Source organism: Ectopseudomonas khazarica (assembly GCF_017915135.1).
Classification (GTDB): Bacteria; Pseudomonadota; Gammaproteobacteria; order Pseudomonadales; family Pseudomonadaceae; genus Aquipseudomonas; species Aquipseudomonas khazarica.
Genome location: NZ_CP068551.1, coordinates 457202 through 473332 on the forward strand (window position 1 = coordinate 457202; position 16131 = coordinate 473332).

14 protein-coding genes are annotated in these 16131 nt (G+C 63.0%); 11 read left to right on the forward strand and 3 right to left on the reverse strand.

The annotated features are described in order from the left end of the window. Nucleotides 1–66: 66 nt before the first annotated feature. Nucleotides 67–420: an ANTAR domain-containing protein gene (locus JLK41_RS02165; RefSeq protein WP_037050052.1), complete on the reverse strand. Its 354-nt coding sequence runs from the start codon at nt 418–420 to the stop codon at nt 67–69. Between the two features lie 384 nt (nt 421–804). Between JLK41_RS02165 and JLK41_RS02170 the strand changes: the two genes are divergently transcribed. The 6 genes from JLK41_RS02170 to JLK41_RS02195 all read left to right on the forward strand — a co-directional run bounded on the left by JLK41_RS02170 (nt 805) and on the right by JLK41_RS02195 (nt 7679). Then, on the forward strand, nt 805–1521 hold the full coding sequence (locus tag JLK41_RS02170; RefSeq protein ID WP_037050049.1) for a response regulator transcription factor: 717 nt from the start codon (nt 805–807) through the stop codon (nt 1519–1521). A 365-nt stretch (nt 1522–1886) separates the two neighbouring features. After that, complete coding sequence (locus tag JLK41_RS02175; protein ID WP_037050046.1) at nt 1887–2414, forward strand: fimbrial protein; 528 nt, start codon at nt 1887–1889, stop codon at nt 2412–2414. A gap of 97 nt (nt 2415–2511) precedes the next feature. Further along, nucleotides 2512–3285 (forward strand): fimbrial biogenesis chaperone, encoded by a 774-nt coding sequence (locus JLK41_RS02180; protein WP_134676158.1) that lies wholly within the window; start codon nt 2512–2514, stop codon nt 3283–3285. Next, entirely contained in the window at nt 3239–5770 is a 2532-nt protein-coding gene (locus tag JLK41_RS02185) for a fimbria/pilus outer membrane usher protein (RefSeq protein WP_210390244.1), read from the forward strand. Before JLK41_RS02180 ends, JLK41_RS02185 begins: the two co-directional genes overlap by 47 nt. Continuing rightward, nucleotides 5767–6759, forward strand: a complete 993-nt coding sequence (locus tag JLK41_RS02190) for a fimbrial protein (RefSeq protein ID WP_210390245.1) — start codon at nt 5767–5769, stop codon at nt 6757–6759. Before JLK41_RS02185 ends, JLK41_RS02190 begins: the two co-directional genes overlap by 4 nt. A 245-nt stretch (nt 6760–7004) precedes the next feature. Further along, entirely contained in the window at nt 7005–7679 is a 675-nt protein-coding gene (locus JLK41_RS02195) for a LuxR C-terminal-related transcriptional regulator (protein WP_197035095.1), read from the forward strand. 4 nt (nt 7680–7683) lie between these two features. Here the strand turns inward: JLK41_RS02195 and JLK41_RS02200 are convergent, their stop codons facing one another. Both JLK41_RS02200 and yccS read right to left on the reverse strand, forming a co-directional pair. Next, a complete protein-coding gene (locus tag JLK41_RS02200; protein WP_210390246.1) occupies nt 7684–9483 on the reverse strand; it encodes a diguanylate cyclase in 1800 nt (599 codons plus the stop codon). A 58-nt stretch (nt 9484–9541) separates the two neighbouring features. Further along, the gene (yccS, locus tag JLK41_RS02205; RefSeq protein WP_210390247.1) at nt 9542–11725 is read right to left on the reverse strand and encodes a YccS family putative transporter; all 2184 of its coding nucleotides are present in this window, start codon (nt 11723–11725) and stop codon (nt 9542–9544) included. Between the two features lie 119 nt (nt 11726–11844). Between yccS and JLK41_RS02210 the strand changes: the two genes are divergently transcribed. The 5 genes from JLK41_RS02210 to JLK41_RS02230 all read left to right on the forward strand — a co-directional run bounded on the left by JLK41_RS02210 (nt 11845) and on the right by JLK41_RS02230 (nt 16125). Next, nucleotides 11845–12441 carry a TetR/AcrR family transcriptional regulator gene (locus JLK41_RS02210; protein ID WP_244976466.1) on the forward strand — a complete coding sequence of 199 codons (597 nt, stop codon included), beginning with the start codon at nt 11845–11847 and terminating at the stop codon, nt 12439–12441. Between the two features lie 63 nt (nt 12442–12504). Beyond that, nucleotides 12505–13206: a glutathione S-transferase family protein gene (locus tag JLK41_RS02215; RefSeq protein WP_210390248.1), complete on the forward strand. Its 702-nt coding sequence runs from the start codon at nt 12505–12507 to the stop codon at nt 13204–13206. Beyond that, a complete protein-coding gene (locus JLK41_RS02220; protein WP_210390249.1) occupies nt 13203–13886 on the forward strand; it encodes a glutathione S-transferase N-terminal domain-containing protein in 684 nt (227 codons plus the stop codon). Before JLK41_RS02215 ends, JLK41_RS02220 begins: the two co-directional genes overlap by 4 nt. A gap of 253 nt (nt 13887–14139) precedes the next feature. Beyond that, entirely contained in the window at nt 14140–15261 is a 1122-nt protein-coding gene (gene ald, locus JLK41_RS02225) for an alanine dehydrogenase (protein WP_037050030.1), read from the forward strand. 105 nt (nt 15262–15366) lie between these two features. Next, complete coding sequence (locus JLK41_RS02230) at nt 15367–16125, forward strand: substrate-binding periplasmic protein (RefSeq protein WP_244976467.1); 759 nt, start codon at nt 15367–15369, stop codon at nt 16123–16125. The last annotated feature ends 6 nt before the right edge of the window (nt 16126–16131 follow it).

The following is a 16131-nucleotide window of genomic DNA, read 5'->3' on the forward strand; positions in this document are numbered from 1 at the left end:
TTCGCAGAAGAAATTGACGCGGCTGATCTGTGGCGATTAGCGCTGCCGTCGTGCCTGACCCGCTGATCAGTCCTCGTAAGCAGGCTGGCAGCGGCTGATCAGGCACTGCAGTTCGCGAATGCCGGTGATGATCGAGACGAAGCTGACGACGGGAGGGCCCTCGACTGCCGGATTGTCTGCCAGCCTATTGCTGCTCAGGGCCTGCTCAAGCTGCCGAGCCTTGCCGTTGCGGCGGATGTGCGGGGCAATCAGGATCAGATCGAAGCGCCGTTTGATGGAGTCGGCCAGTGGCAGGGCATCGACCAGCGAGTCGATGGCAGTCACGCGGAAGTAGCCCAGCCGGTTCAGTGCATGTTCCAGGCCCCGGGCTGTCGCAGGTTTCTCGCTGATAAGCAGAATACGCAGTTTCTTTTCGAGCATCTGAAGTATTCCGGTCTTTTCTGGCCAAAGTACGGTCTGTACTTGCTCAGTTGCCGTCGTAACGTGTCGTTGGGGTGCTGTGAAATCGTCCGAGTAGTATGTGGTCAGGTGGCTGCAGATACTTGTTGCTCCAGGTTTTAACAGTGCCCGGTGATCGGAGACGGTGCTCCGGAAGTTCGTGGTTAAAGCTAGGACTAAGGACTAGGTGAAAACCTATAGATCAATAGGCTAGGGCCTATAACTCAATAAGTTCCCGGTTTAATGCTACAGCGGTGATATTGTTCGGTATCTGCTTGTAACACTATCTCAGATTCTAGGGCGAATCCGAGTGCGCTCTGAACGATAGATTCGCGGCGCTGTTACTAATAATAATAGGGGGCGTCCATGAGGATAGCTGTCTTGGATGATGAAGAGATCTGTCTGAATCGGGCATTAAAGGTTATCAGTAGCTATTCCAGGGCGAGCGGTTTCGACTGGACGGTGCACGGCTTCAGTTCGGGGGAGGACCTCCTGCGGCGTCTCAAACGCGAGAATTTCGACCTGCTGATCATCGACTGGTGCCTGCCAGGCATGAGCGGTTACACCTTGTTGTGCTGGGTGCAGGAGCACCTTGAAGTACCCCCTCCGGTCATTGTGCTGACTGGCGGCAGCTCGGGGGCAGATATCGTCAAGGCCATCAACGCTGGCGCCGAGGACTTCATCCACAAACCGTTCAGCGAATATGAACTGCATGCACGCATTCTGGTGGTGAATCGCCGTCGCATTCAGGCCGCCGAGGGCCAGGTCCAGCGCTTTCATGTCTACTTCGACCTGCTGTTCGATGACGCCGGGCGCACCGTGACGCGTGACTGCAGTGCTACATTGCTGACCGAGCGGGAGTATTGTGTGGCGCGTTGCCTGATGGAAAATCTCGGCCGCTCGCTGTCGCGCTCGTATCTCTATGACCGTTTCTGGCCGCAAGGCGAGCGCTATTCCTCGCGCCCGCTGGATACCATGATCTATCGCCTGCGCAGCAAACTGAAGCTGTCGTCCGAGTATGGTTGGTGCCTGGCTTCTATCTATGGCTACGGCTATCGCCTTGAGCGGGTTGACCCGCTCTGAGTTCGACCGACGCTGTTCAGTCAACCTGTCTCGTTTATCCGCTGAACACTACTTTAGTCTTGTCTGTCGTGTCGGAAGTTTTGCGTGCGGATATGCGAATAAGTTGCATGGGGTGACGCTGTCGTTGTTTTTAGGCGCGGTTCGTTGCGTGTGTTCGATTAGGGTCGTTGTTGCAATTGGCCGGTATGCATCAGTTGCTATAAGGATGGTCCTATCTGTTTCTTGTGAAATAAGTTAATTCCTATTGTGTTTTGGGGCTATCCCTATGTTTTGGTTGTGAGTGTTCTGGGATCATTTCTCGGCTATTGGCAAATATGCCTTATTACAACAATCGTTAGTTTACGAGCACATAGGTGGAGGATTTTATGAACGCTATTACCACGCTCAAAGCTGCTGTCGCGTTGGCCATGGCTGTAGCTGCACAGGGGGTGCTTGCTAGGGATGGTACTGTGATCTTCAACGGTTCGATTGTCGACGCGGCCTGCGTGGTTGCGACGGGCAGTACGAATCAAACCGTGGAGCTGGGGCGGGTTTCTGTCAACACGTTGACAGCAATTGGCGCTCGCTCTCCCGGCGTTAGTTTCTCCATTAAGTTGACGGATTGCAGTGTCCCGACAGCCAGAAGGGCATCGGTGACCTTCAACGCACCGCGAGATCCGCTCAACGCGGGCTTGATGGCGGTTACGGGAGGCGCGGTTGGTGTCGGTATTCAAATTTACACAGAGGAAGGCGGCCAGCGGGTCGGCGTGATACCTGGAAATGGCAGCATGGCCATCCCTCTACGACCAGGAGACAGCGAGCTGCAATTCTACGCGGCCTATGTAGCCACGCGGGCTCAGGTCGAGCCGGGGGCTGCCAACGCCACGGCCCAGTTCACAGTGAATTATCACTAAAGGCTCTGTCACCCTCCAGCGCCTGCCTGCGCTGGAGTTGGGTTGCGTGTAGGGCTCCGTGCCCTGGCTGTCACGCACCGCCGTTCTGGGGGGGCTTATGTTTTTGTTCAACCGTTTATGCCGGCTCATCCGTATGTCGTCGGTGCCCATCATGTTCGTTGCGTCGTGCGCGTCAGCTGGCGCAGCCGTGCAGGTGGGGGCCACAAGAGTGATCTTTCAGGAGACGAACCGCGAGGCCTCACTTCCTATCAAGAATGGGGACAGTCACCCCTATGTGGTGCAGGCATGGGTGGACGCCGGAGAAGGGCGTAACGACACTCCTTTTCTGCTGGTGCCGCCGTTGTCTCGGCTTGACCCAAGCGTGGAGAACGTCTTGCGGGTGATGCGTGTATCGGATGAGCTGCCACAAGACCGTGAGTCGGTGTTCTGGATCAACGTCAAGGAGATTCCGGAAAAGGTGCAGCAGGATAACGTGCTGCAACTGGCCATCCGCACGCGAATCAAGCTGTTTTACCGTCCGTTGAAGCTGGCCGGTAGTGGTGCCGTCGAGGCGCGCAAGGAGTTGAAGTGGTCCGTGCTGGCCGATCGTGACGGTGGCGTTTTGCTGCGTGTGGAAAATCCCACGCCGTATCATGTGACCTTCGGTGTGATGCGGGTCCGTCCGGGAATGGAAAACATCGCGCCAGATATGGTGCCTCCCTATGAAGTGCGCGAGTACCCACTGACGTCGATTGGTGCGCCGCAAGCCGTTAGCGTGGAGTTCGCCGTCATCAATGACTACGGCGGCCTCTCGGAGGAGGAACGCATCGAGGTACCCTTGGTGCGTGTCGAATCTCATCCCTCGATCAGCTCAAAAAAACGAGCCTTCTGAGGTGCGCGTGGTTTGGCAAGGCCTTCTGGGCCGGTGCCTGTGTGCGTGGACGTTCTTGGTCGCGGCGCTCGTCCATTCCGCTGAGCCCGTTGCCACGATGTTCAATGAGGCGTTTCTCGAACTGGGTGGTGGGCAGGCTGACGTGGACCTGTCGATGTTCGCTTTCGGTAGCCGGGTGTTGGCAGGTGAGTACCGGGTCGATGTGCTGCGCAACGATGACCTGCTGGGGCGATTCACCATTCGCTTCATCGAGCACGATGCAGGGCGCGATGCAGTGCCGTGTTTGAGTGCCGAGCAGTTGGTTGAGTGGGGTTTGAACCTGGCGGCCCTGCCTGCCATGAGCTCGCCACCACCGGCCTGTATCGATTTGGAAGCGGCGTTTCCCGAGGCCCGTGTGGCTTATGATGCGGCCGCGCAGCGTCTGCGCTTGAGCATTCCGCAAGCGGCGCTGTCGCGCAAGGCGCGTGGGTCGATCGATTCGAGTCGCTGGGACAGTGGGATAGACGCGGCCTTGTTCGACTATCAGTTGAGCCTGGCGCGCAATGACGAAGGGCGTGCACAGGGGGGCTCGGGCAACACGCTGTTCGGTCGTTTGCGTGGCGGGATCAACCTGGGCAGTTGGCGCTTGCGTCAGTACTTTACCTATAACCGTGACAGTGTTGGCCAGGGCAGTTGGCAGGCAGGGCGCACCTATGTCCAACGGGATATTCAGGCGCTGAATGGCCAATTGATGATGGGCGACGGCTACACCCTGGGTGAGCTGTTCGAGGGTTTCCAGTTTCGCGGTGTACAGCTCAGCTCTGACGAGGCGATGCTTCCAGACAGTCTGCGCGCCTATGCCCCGACTATTCGCGGCGTGGCTCAGAGCAATGCGCGGGTAGTGGTGCGGCAGAACGGCTTCATCATCTACAGCGCCTATGTCGCGCCAGGGCCGTTCACGCTGGACGACCTCTACCCGACCACCAACGGTGGCGATCTGGACGTAACCATTCTGGAGGCCGATGGCCGTCAGGTCCGTTACAGCCAGGCCTTTTCCTCGGTGCCGACGCTACTGCGTGATGGTCGCTGGCGTTATGAAGTCAGCGCCGGGGAGTACCGCACTGGGTATGAAGATGAACAGCTGCGCCCCTACTTCTTCCAGGGCACCCTTGCGCGTGGGTTGTCTGGCGACTTCTCTTTGTATGGCGGTGCGCTGCTAGGGCAGGGCTATCAGGCGGGGTTGCTGGGAATAGGCAGGAACATGCTGGGTTTCGGAGCACTGTCCCTTGACCTTTCAGATGCCCGCACGTGTAGCAAAGTGGGGTGTCTTTCCGGGCAGGCGCTGCGGGTGCTCTATGGCAAGACGCTGGAGCGTACGGCTACGACCTTCAGCATGACTGGCTACCGCTATTCTGGTCCCGAGTACTACAGCTTTCCCGAGGCGGTGCAGATGCAGGCGCTGGAGGGCGATGGACTGTCGTTTCCAAGCGTCCGCAGTGAGTTGCAGGTGGATTTGTCGCAATCGATGGGGCGTTGGGGAGCGCTGTTCGTCTCAGCCCGACAGCAGCGCTACTGGGGCAGTAACGACCTGGAACACTTCGTACAGCTGGGTTACTCCGGCAGCTACCGGCAGCTCAGTTACAACCTCTACTACAACCAGTACCGCACGCTGTTCGGTGCTCCTGAGCGTCAGTTGATGATCTCTGTGAGCATACCGCTTGGCTCGTCTGGCGCTTCGGGCATGTATTCGGTCTCACGCGGTGCTGACCAGCGTCTCTATCAGCAGGCAAGCGTCTTCGGCAATGCTCTCGATGACCATCGCCTCGATTACGGCGTGACCTTTGATCGTTCCGACGAGCAAGGCTCTCGGGGCAGCCTCAATCTGGGTTACCAGGGGCGTTATGGGCAGGTCGATTTTGGGCACAGCCAGGGGCAGGGCTATGAACAGACCAATCTCGAGCTGTCCGGAGGGATGGTGGCGCATGCCAATGGACTCACACTGTCGCAACCACTGGGGGAGACCGTTGCTCTGGTACGGGTGCCCGACGCCGAGGGGTTGGCGCTGCAGTCGCAGGTGGGGGTGCGCACGGATGGCCGTGGCTATGCGGTAGTGCCGAGCCTGACGCCTTACCGAAGCAATCGTCTGTCGTTGTCGATGAGCGGGCTGGGGGAGAACGTCGAGGTCATGACGGCGGCCCAGGAGGTGGTACCGACTCGTGGCGCAGTGGTGCTGGCGCCGTTCGAGGCTCGCAGTGGTTACCGGCTCATGTTGCGGCTGAGCGATGCGCAGGGGGAGCCCTTGCCCTTTGGAGCACGAATTGTCGGCGCCAATGGCCAGGAACTGGGGCTGGTCGGTCCCGAGGGGCTGGCCTATGTCGCAGGTGCTGAACCTGCAGGCAAGCTGAACGTCCGCTGGGGTGCTGGCCGGAGCTGCACAGTGGCCTACCGTGTGCCGCCGGGGGCGCCGCAGACGCCAGTTAGAGGCTTGAAGGAGAGCTGTCTATGAGCAAGTCGCGGGTTACGCATCCTTTGTTCCGATTGCTGTGGATGGTGGTGCTAGGCGCTGCAGTACCATTCGCCCATGCAACCTGCTCATGGGAGAGCGACTTCGATCAGGGTGTTTATACGTTCAACTTCCCCACCCCGATCATTGCCCCGTCAGGTTCGCCCCGGATGGGGCAGGTGCTCGCGGAGTCGAGACAGCCGGTTAGGTATCCGTTCTATCTCTTGAGATGTCAGCTGGGCCAAGGCAACGCCACAGGCTCGTTTGTAGCTGAAAGGGCGAGCGCAGGGCTGCAGGGGGTCTACGAGACCAACGTCCCGGGGGTCGGCTATCGGGTCAGTTTGCAGCCGGAGGGGCTTTACGTCGGAAGCGAATGGAGGCGATCCATCCCGCCACTGTTCACCGGTCTGTTGACGGCAGGAGACGTATGGAGAGAAATCAAGCTCGAACTGGTTGCCATCGGCTCCACGGTAGGGACTGGAGCCATCACGCCTGGCAGCTACGCGACCCTGCGCACCGTTCGTTACAACCGCTATTTGCAGGTCAATATCCAGTCCGCCAGGATCGCTCCTTCACCGCCATCGTGTCGCCTCTTCGGCAACCCTGATCAGACGGTTACATTGGCACCTGTGTACCGCAACCGCTTTTCAGGGGTGGGGTCGACGCAGGGCGAGCAGTCATTCGACATCGTTCTGCAGTGCGAGAAGGTCGCTAATGGCATCGTTCAACTGCGCATGGACGGAACGCCACACAGCTCCAACGCTCCTGGGGTGCTTGCGCTGACGTCGAGCGCGGCGGCAACGGGGGTGGGCTTGCAGGTACTCGACGGCACCACCAGTGCGCCAGTCGACCTCGGTCGCACCAGGCAACTGGCCGGGCTGACCAATGGTTTGAATACCCTGCCGTACCGGGTGCGCTACTACCAGACCTCTACACCGGTGGGGGCTGGTGCAGCGCTTGCCTCGGTGACCTTGACGCTGACTTATCAGTGAGCAGCCGCCCCCCGCGCATCGCCAGGAGCGCGGGCAATTCTGAGATAACGTCACAAGATCAGAGAATGTATTTGCAAGTCATTATCATTGGTTGGCGCTGTTGATGCTACGGCGTGCGTTGCTATCGGCTTTTGCTGCGTCATGTTTGTGCGTGCCGGGGGGCTCTGGCCGCCTGCTGAGGCACGCCGGGCAAGCCTGCGACAGGGACTGTCATCAGAGATAGGGTTTTTACAATGAACAACGACATGATTCGCTTGCTGGTCGCGGACGACCATCCCGTTGTCTGTGCCGGTATAAGGCAGACGCTGTTTGCCAGCCATGCTGTTTCCATCGTGGACTCGGTGCAGGGGCCGGCGCGTTTGTTGGAGCGGCTCGAAGGCCATGACCAGGACTTCGATGTGCTGCTTTCGGGTTATATCCTCCCCGCCGCCGGGCACAGCGGTGGGTTGAGCCTGTTCCAGCTGATCCGGCGCAAGTATCCCGACCTCAATATCGTGGTGCTGACCATGCAGGAGAATCCGAGCATCCTCCATGCACTGGCTTCGTCGGGTATTTCCTGCATCCTCAGCAAGCGCGACCCGCTCAGCCATCTGCTGCCGGCCATCCAGGTGGCGATGGCCAAGGGGCGCTACCTGTCACCGCGCATCGCCACGCTGATGAACAACAGCTCACGCAGGGCCGGCTTCGGTGTGCTGAGCCCGCGCGAGCTGGAAGTGGTGCGCCTGTTCGTTTCGGGGCTGAAGGTCAACGAGATTGCTGAGTGCCTGCATCGCAGCAAGAAAACCATCAGTACGCAGAAGACTACCGCCATGCAGAAGCTGGGGCTGGAACGCGACGCCGAGCTGATCCGCTATTCGATAGAAATGGGGCTGCTCGAGCACTGCATGCCGGTGCAGCTGGAAGAGTGCGTCAAGGCCTGATCCGTCAGGCCTGCGCCAGGCAGACGCGGTTGCGGCCCTGGGCCTTGGCCAGGTACATGGCACTGTCGGCCTGGCGGATCAGGCCGGTGGCATCCTCGTGACCCTGAGTCAGGGCTACACCGATGCTGGCACCGACCCGTACGGCCCGACCCTCCAGGTACATGGGGGTGTCGAGCCCCTCCAGTAAACGCCTGGCGAGGTCCTGCGCCGCGTCGGCCGACTGCACGTTCTCGCAGACCACCACGAACTCGTCGCCGCCGAGCCGGGCGGGCAGGTCGACGTCGCGAACGTACTGGCGCATGCGCCGTGCGACTTCGGCCAGCACCTGATCGCCGAAGGCATGGCCGTGCTGGTCGTTGATCGGTTTGAAGCCATCCAGGTCGATCAGCATCACCGCCAGCAGCTCGTCGCGTCTTGTGCTACGCGCCAGGGCCTGCTCCAGATGCTGTTGCAGGGCGGTGCGATTGGCCAGGCCGGTCAGCGGGTCCTGCATGGCCAGCTCGCTGAGGCGCAGGTTGGCATGCTCGAGCGCCTGGGTGCGTTCGGTCACGCGCTTGGCCAGCACCTGCTCGTTGAGTTGCAAGGCCGCTTCGCGTTGCCGTTTCAGTTCGTTGAAGCGTGCTGCCAGGGCGAAGGACAGCAGGATCATCTCCAGCCCTGAGCCGATCTGCATGGAGTAGAGGGTGAGGAAGTTCGATGGGATCAGGGCGAAATTGCGTAGCGCCAGCAGCACCGCGCCGCTCAGCAGCATCAACCAGGCCAGGGCGAACAGACGGGCACCGGGTACCCGGTAGCCGACGCAGACGAAGCTGGTGAGCAGCAGGGTCAGGGTGGCGCTCAGGCCGGTCAGTGACATGAGCTGCAGGGCCCGTTGCACGGGGAGCACGATGGTCGCCAGCAGGGCAGCGGCGATGGCGGCGCACAGCACCAGCAGCCCCTTGTCCCAGCGCGGCAGCCACTGGCGGGTGTCGAGGAAACTACGGGCGAATACCACCGAGAGCAGTGCCGCCAGCGTCAGGCTGACCGGCAGCATGCGATTGCTCCAGGGGGCAGCCTGCGACCACAGGTACTGGGCGCCGAGGCCGTTCAGCGAGAGCACGCTGAGGGCGAAGGCGAACATGAACGACACGTAGCTGAGAAAGGGACGCTCGCGCAGTGCCAGGAACAGCAGCAGGTTGTACAGGCCCAGGGCGATCAGCACGCCGAAGTAGATGGCATGCACCAGGTAACCAATCTGGCTGTGCTGTTCGAAGTCGCGCAGCGACATCAGGCTGCCGCTGAGGGTCATGCTGCCGCGTGAGTCGACACGCAGGTACAGCGTGCGGCGCTCTCCCGGTTGCAGGACGATCTCGAACACGGGGTTGCGGTGGCCGACACTGCGCTGCGCATAGGGCACGGTGTCTCCGCTGCGTGACTGTCGGATGCCGTCGGCGCCGAAATCGTACAGGCGCACTTCGTCCAGCGAGGCGTAGCTGAGCTCCAGGCGCCAGGTGCGCGTGTGCTTCGCCTCCGACAGCAGCGGCAGGCGCAACCAGATCACGCCGGGTACATAGCCGAAGCTCAGGTCGCGTCGGGTCAGCGAGCTGTGGAATGGCGCATCGCTGCGCATGACGTCGGCCAGGCTCGATGTGCCCTGCGGATCGGCCAGGAAGTCGACCTGGCCGTACAGGTCCTGCGTCGGCGTGTGCTCGGCGAGGCGCATCTCGGCGTACGCTGCCGGGCCGGTCAGCAGCAGGCAGAGCACCATGAGCAGGCCCGGCAGCGAGACCGAAAAGTCAGCGGTGGGGCGTCGATTGGCGGGCATGGGCTGGGCCTGGAGAACCGGCATGCCACGAATAGTGGCAGAAAGCCTCCCGTGACAGCTAGTGCCTCGGGGTTCGGGCGTCCTTGTGCAGGTGCGCGCCCAGGGTCCGCAACGGTGCCAGCTGACGGCAGATCAGCGCCAACTGCGTCTGCACCAGGCGCTGGCGCTCGTCGGCGTCATCGGCGATCTGCTCCAGGTTCTGCGCCAGGGTCTGTTCCTCGTCACTGTGGATCGCCAGTGGCCGCTCGCCGCGCAGGCCGGCGGCGATGTCGTCCAGGCTGCCGGCGAGTTTCTCGGCCTGTTCCAGCAACTGGGCCTGGGTCGCCTGGGGCAGTTGCTCGCCGCGGTGTGCGCCGAGTCCCGAGAGGTAGCTGAGCAGGGTGTGCGAGAGCACCAGGAAGCGGAAGCCCAGGTCGGCGTCCTTGCGGAAGTGCCCCGGCTCCATGAGCATGTTGCCGAGGGTCGTGGACAGTGCTGCGTCGGCATTGTGCGCGTTGCGCCGCGCCAGGCGATAACCGAGGTCATCGCGCTTGCCCTGGGCGTACTGGGCGATGATCTGCCGCAGATAGGCGCTGTTGCAGCTCAGGGTGTTGGCCAGCATGTTGCCCAGGCGCCGCCCCTGCCAGTCGGGGAGGATCAGGAACACCGCCAGGCCGGCGAGCAGGCCACCGAGCAGGGTGTCGATCAGGCGTGGCATGAACAGGCCGTGACCGTCGCCGATCTGGTTGAAGCAGAACAGCACCAGCAGGGTGATCGCCGCCGTGGCCAGGGTGTAGCGCGTGCTGCGGGTGGCGAAGAACGCCACCCCGGCGACCACCGCGAACAGCACCTGGATGCGCGGGTCGGGGAACAGGTCGAACAGCGCCCAGCCGATGCCGAGGCCGAGCAGCGTGCCGGCGATGCGCTGCACCAGCTTGAGGCGGGTGGCGCCGTAGTTCGGTTGGCAGACGAACAGTGTGGTCAACAGGATCCAGTAGCCCTGCGTCGGGTGGATCAGGTGCAGCAGGCCATAGCCTGCGGCCAGGGCGATGGACAGGCGCAGGGCATGGCGGAACAGCAGCGAGGTAGGGGTGAGCTGCTGGCTGATGCGTTCTCCGACTTCACGCAGCGAATGTGGCTCGCGGTCCAGCAGGCTGCTGTCCTGCTCGTCGGCCAGGGCATCGGGATTGCTGGCATTGCCGAGCAACTGGTCGAGGGTGGACAGGTTGCCGGCCAGCGCCCCCAGTGAGCGCAGCAGGTGGCGCCAGGCCGGGTTGCTCTGCAGGTGCAGGTGATCGAGCGAGGCGTGCAGGTCTTCCAGGGCCTGGCTGCACAGTTCGCGGTATTCGAACGGCTGGCGCAGCTCGATGGCGCCGGCCAGGCGTTGGCAGGCTTCGCCATGCAAACGCAGCAGGCGTTGGCAGCGGAACAGCACGTCGCTGTGGAAGAAGGCCTCGGCCAGTTCGTTGTAGGGGTAGTGCGACGAGCTGGCGCGCTCGTGAATGTCCTGGGCGAGAAAGTACAGCTTCAGGTAGCGATTGACCTTGGGGCCGGGGCGGCCATTGCCGACCCGATGCAGAATGATCTCCTTGGCGGCGTTGAGTGCTGACACCACCCGGCCGTTCTGTTGCGCCAGGGCCAGGCGTCGCTGCTCGACATCGAGCTGGCGCAGCGGCTCGAACAGCGCCGCCTTGAGCTTGAGGTACTTGCCCAACTCGCGAAACAGGCGGGCCAGGCTGTGCTGGACCGGCTGATGGGCGAACAATCCCTGCCAGATCACCGACAGCACGCCATACCAGGCCGCGCCGGCCACCAGCAGCAAGGGTTCCAGCCACAGGCCGGCGACGCCGCCGCGCTGCTCCACGCCGATCATGCTGTATACCGCGAGAATCAGTGTGCCGGAGCCGAGGGTGGCGAAGCGCTCGCCAAGGGCGCCCAGCATGGTCAGGCAGAACGCCGACAGGGCCAGGGCGGCGACGAACAGCCAGGGATAAGGGAACAGCCACTCGACGGCATAGGCCGCCGCGCTGAAACAGACCAGCGTCACCAGCACCGTGCCCAGGCGCCCCTGCCAGCTGTCATCGGTCTCGGTCAGGGCGCTGGCGATGATGCCGAGAAACAGCGGGATCAGCGCATGTGTCCAGCCCTGCCAGCCACACAGTGCCAGTGCGCCGGCGAGGGCGATGAACACCCGCAGGCTGGCGCTGAACTTGTCCAGCGCCCAGAGGCGGCGCAGTGATTGGCGAAGGCGTGGACGGGGCATGGCGGACCTGATCGCAGAAGATGCGAGCAGCCTACCGGAACTCAGCGGTCACTGGATATCGACGACGTCGCGCAGCGGCGGGATTGATTTATGGACTGATCGGTTCTAAAGTTCGCGGCATGACGACACGTGGACGCCCCAAGAGCTTCTGCCCGGACCGGGCGCTGGAGAATGCCATGCAGCTGTTCTGGCAGCGCGGCTATGAAGCCGCATCGCTACAGGACCTGCAGGCAGCCACCGGCCTGTCCAAGAGCAGCCTGTACCAGACCTACCCGAGCAAGCAGGCCTGGTTCGTCGCCGCGTTCAGCCTGTACGTGGCGCAGCGTCGCGCCCTGATGCTCGAGCAACTGGCCGCCAGCGCCTCGCCGCTGGGCTTCATTCGCGAGCGTCTGCTCAGCGTGCTCGAGGACGATGGGCCCGATGGCGTGCCGCGTGGCTGCATGCTGGTCAACGTGGCCAACGAGTTTTCGCTGTCGGAGCCGGCCCTGGTGCCGGTCCTGCAGCAGGCCACGGCCGGTATCTGCCAGATTTTCGAACAGGCGCTGGAACGCGCCGTCGCTTGCGGCGAGCTGAGCGGCTGCGACGATCGGGAAGCGCTGGCCGGCTATCTGCAATGCGTGATGAGCGGGCTGCGCACCCAGGTCAAGTCGGGGCTGCCCGCCGCATCGATTCGAACCACCGTGGCGGTGGTGATGGCGAGCTTGAACAGCGTATGAAGACGCCTGTGCGGGGCTTCGTTCGCTTAATTTTGGACTGATTGGTTCTTAAAGGAAGGCGATATGCGGGAATTGTTCGAACTGTGCGGTGCCGACCGCGAGCTGCTGTTCTCACCCTACTGCTGGCGAGTGCGTCTGGCGCTGGCCCACAAGGGGCTGGATTGGCAGAGCCGGCCGATTCACTTCACCGACAAGGAGGCGATCGCCTTCTCCGGGCAGAAGCTGGTGCCGGTGCTGACCGATGGCGACGAAACGATCAATGACAGCCTGGCCATTTTCGCCTACCTCGACCGACGCTACCCGCAGCAGCCCTTGCTGGGCGACGCGCAGGCGAGCCAGCGGGCACGCCTGGTCGAGAAGTTGAGCTTCCATGCGGTGCGCATGCCGCTGCTGAAGATGCTGGTGCCACGCGTCTGGCAGGTGATCGACCCGGTCGACCGTGACTATTTCCGCAGCACCCGGGAGAAGGCGCTGGGCATGAGTCTGGAGGCGTTCGCCGACCCGGAAGGCGGCGAGCGGCTGTTTCGCGAGGCCATCGCCCCGCTGGAGAGCTGGTTGAGCGAGCAGCCGTACCTGGATGGCCAGGAAGCGGGCGGTTGCGACTACCTGCTGGCCGGGCTGATGTTCTGGGCCTGGTGCCTGGGCGTGCAGCCCTGGGCCGATGATTCGGCCTTCGGCGCCTGGTTTTCGCGCATTCTGCGGGCTTACGAAAGCACTCACGGCCCGGTCAGGCGGGCCCCGACCCAAGTGGAGGAAAGCCAATGATCGACCTTTACTACTGGACCACCCCGAACGGTCACAAGGTCAGCATCCTGCTCGAAGAAGCCGGGCTGGAGTACAGCGTGCGCCCGGTGCATATCGGCAAGGGCGAGCAGTTCGCCCCCGAATTCCTCAAGATCGCACCGAACAACCGCATTCCGGCCATCGTCGATCATGCCCCGGCCGACGGCGGCGAGCCCATCGCCCTGTTCGAGTCCGGGGCGATCCTCGAATACCTGGCGGACAAGAGTGGCCAGTTCCTGCCGAGCGAGACGCGTGCCCGCTTCGAGGTCCTGCAGTGGCTGTACTGGCAGATGGGCGGTGTCGGACCGATGGCGGGGCAGAACCACCATTTCGTGCGTTACGCGCCGGAGCCGATTCCCTATGCCATCGAGCGCTACGTGAAAGAGACCGCGCGACTGTACGGCGTGCTGGATCGCCAGCTGGCCGGGCGCGAGTACGTGGCGGGCGACTACTCCATCGCCGACATGGCCATCTATCCCTGGGCCAAGCTGTGGGAAATGCAGCGGCAGCGGCTGGAGGACTTCCCCAACATGGCCGCCTGGCTCGAACGCATCGGCGCACGCCCGGCCGTGCAACGGGCCTATGCGCTGGTGGAGAAGGTCAACGAAGACCCCCAGGCACTGCTGACCGCCGAAGCGCGCAAGCTGCTGTTCGGGCAGTGACGGTAGCTGTACCGGCGAACCCGAGTGCCGGGCCTCGTCCGGCACGCGCTGTCTGGCCGGCTGGAGTTTCTCCTTCGGACCCGTCAGCGGCTACCGCTGCGTGGCGCCTGATTGCTCTCGGTCTGGCGCCTCGCGGTCCGCATGGCTTCCCCCATCAATACGCCGGCGCCGAAATTTCTCATGGATTTTCCTGTGAGCTGCCGCACGTTTTCCTAGACTTGAGGTTGTTGGCCCGCAATGGTTGGAGACGGTCATGCGAATCGGCGTACCCAAGGAAATCAAGAATCACGAATATCGCGTCGGCCTTACGCCGCAATCGGTTGCCGAGCTGACGGCCCTGGGGCATGAGGTCTGGGTCGAGACCCAGGCCGGTGCGGCCATCGGCTTCGCCGACGAGGATTACCGTGAGGCGGGCGCCCAGATCGCCAGCCATTCGAGCGAGGTGTTCCAGCAGGGGCAGTTGATCGTCAAGGTCAAGGAGCCCCTGGCGGTGGAACGCGCCAAGCTGCGGCCGCAGCACACGCTGTTCACCTACCTGCACCTGGCCCCCGATCGTCCGCAGACTGAAGAGCTGATGGCCGGCGGCGCTACCTGTATTGCCTACGAGACGGTCACCGATGCACAGGGGCGCTTGCCGTTGCTGGCGCCGATGTCGGAGGTGGCCGGGCGCATGTCGATCCAGGCCGGCGCCGGCTGCCTGGAGAAGGCGCGCGGCGGACGTGGCGTGCTGCTTGGTGGCGTGCCGGGCGTGGCGCCTGGCAAGGTGGTGATTCTTGGCGGCGGCGTGGTCGGCAGCCATGCGCTGGCGATGGCGGTAGGGCTGGGGGCGGATGTCACCGTGCTGGACCGCAGCGTGGACGCCCTGCGCCGCCTCGACAGCCAGTACGGCAACCGCATCACCACGCTCTACTCGACCCGCGCGGCGGTGCGCGAGCAGGTGCTTGCCGCCGACCTGGTGATCGGTGGTGTGCTGATTCCCGGCGCGGCGGCGCCCAAGCTGGTCACCGCCGAGATGGTCAAGCGGATGAAGGCCGGGGCTGTGCTGGTGGACGTGGCCATCGACCAGGGGGGCTGCGCCGAGACCTCGCATGCCACCACGCATGCCGAGCCCACCTACGTGGTCGACGATGTCGTGCATTACTGCGTGGCCAACATGCCGGGGGCGGTCGCGCGCACCTCGACCCTGGCGCTGAACAACGCCACCTTGCCCTTTGTCGTGGCGCTGGCGCAGAAGGGCACGCGCAGGGCGCTGGAGGACGATGCGCATCTGCTTGCCGGTCTCAATGTCGCGCGCGGCGTGATCACCTGCGGCAGCGTCGCCGAGGCGCACGGGTTGAAATTCCATTCACCGGCCAGCCTGCTCGAGCAGCTCTAGCCGCAGGGGATGTCGTCCTGTATCACGCCGTTCGCCAGCGTTGGCGGCAGGCGGCGCGTGCACTGACTAAGCTGAATGAGGTATCTCGCGCTTGAGGATACGGCCGTGTTCGCTCGCTATGTGCATGTGTTGTTGGCGTTGCTCGTTGGCTTCGGTTTCCAGGGCGTTGCGCAGGCCGAAGGCTTGCGGCTGTACACCGAAGAGTACCCGCCGATCAACTTCAGCCGGGACGATGGCAAGCCGACCGGTCTGGCCACCGAGGTGGTGCTCGAGATCATGCGGCGCACCGGCGACACGGCGCCCATCGAGGTCGTGCCCTGGGCACGGGGTTACCAGCAGGCGCAGGTCAGGCCGAATACCGGGTTGTTCGTCACGATGCGCATCCCCGAGCGCGAGAAGCTGTTTCACTGGGTCGGGCCGCTGACGCGCAATACCACGTCCTTCTATGCCCTGCGCAGGAACGGGCTGCAGCTGGATGACTTCGAGCAGGCCCGCCAGGTGGGCAAGATCGCGGTACCGCGTGACTGGTACAGCCATCAGCACCTGCTGGCGCATGGCTTCACCAACCTGTATCCGGTCGCGGGCCCGGACCAGGTGATACGCATGCTCAAGCGTGGCCGGGTCAAGCTGATGGCGCTGGATGACCTCAGCCTCAATGCCCTGCTCGACGGTGGCGGGCTGGCTGTGGGGGAGGTGGAGCAGCTGCTGGTGTTCCTGCACAGTGATTCCTACATCGCCTTTTCGCAGGACACCGACCCGCGATTGCTGGCGCGCTGGCAAGAGGCGCTCGATGCGATGAAGGCCGATGGCAGCTTCGCCGCCATCTACCACAAATGGCTGCCCGGCCTGCCGCTGCCGCCCTGACGACCC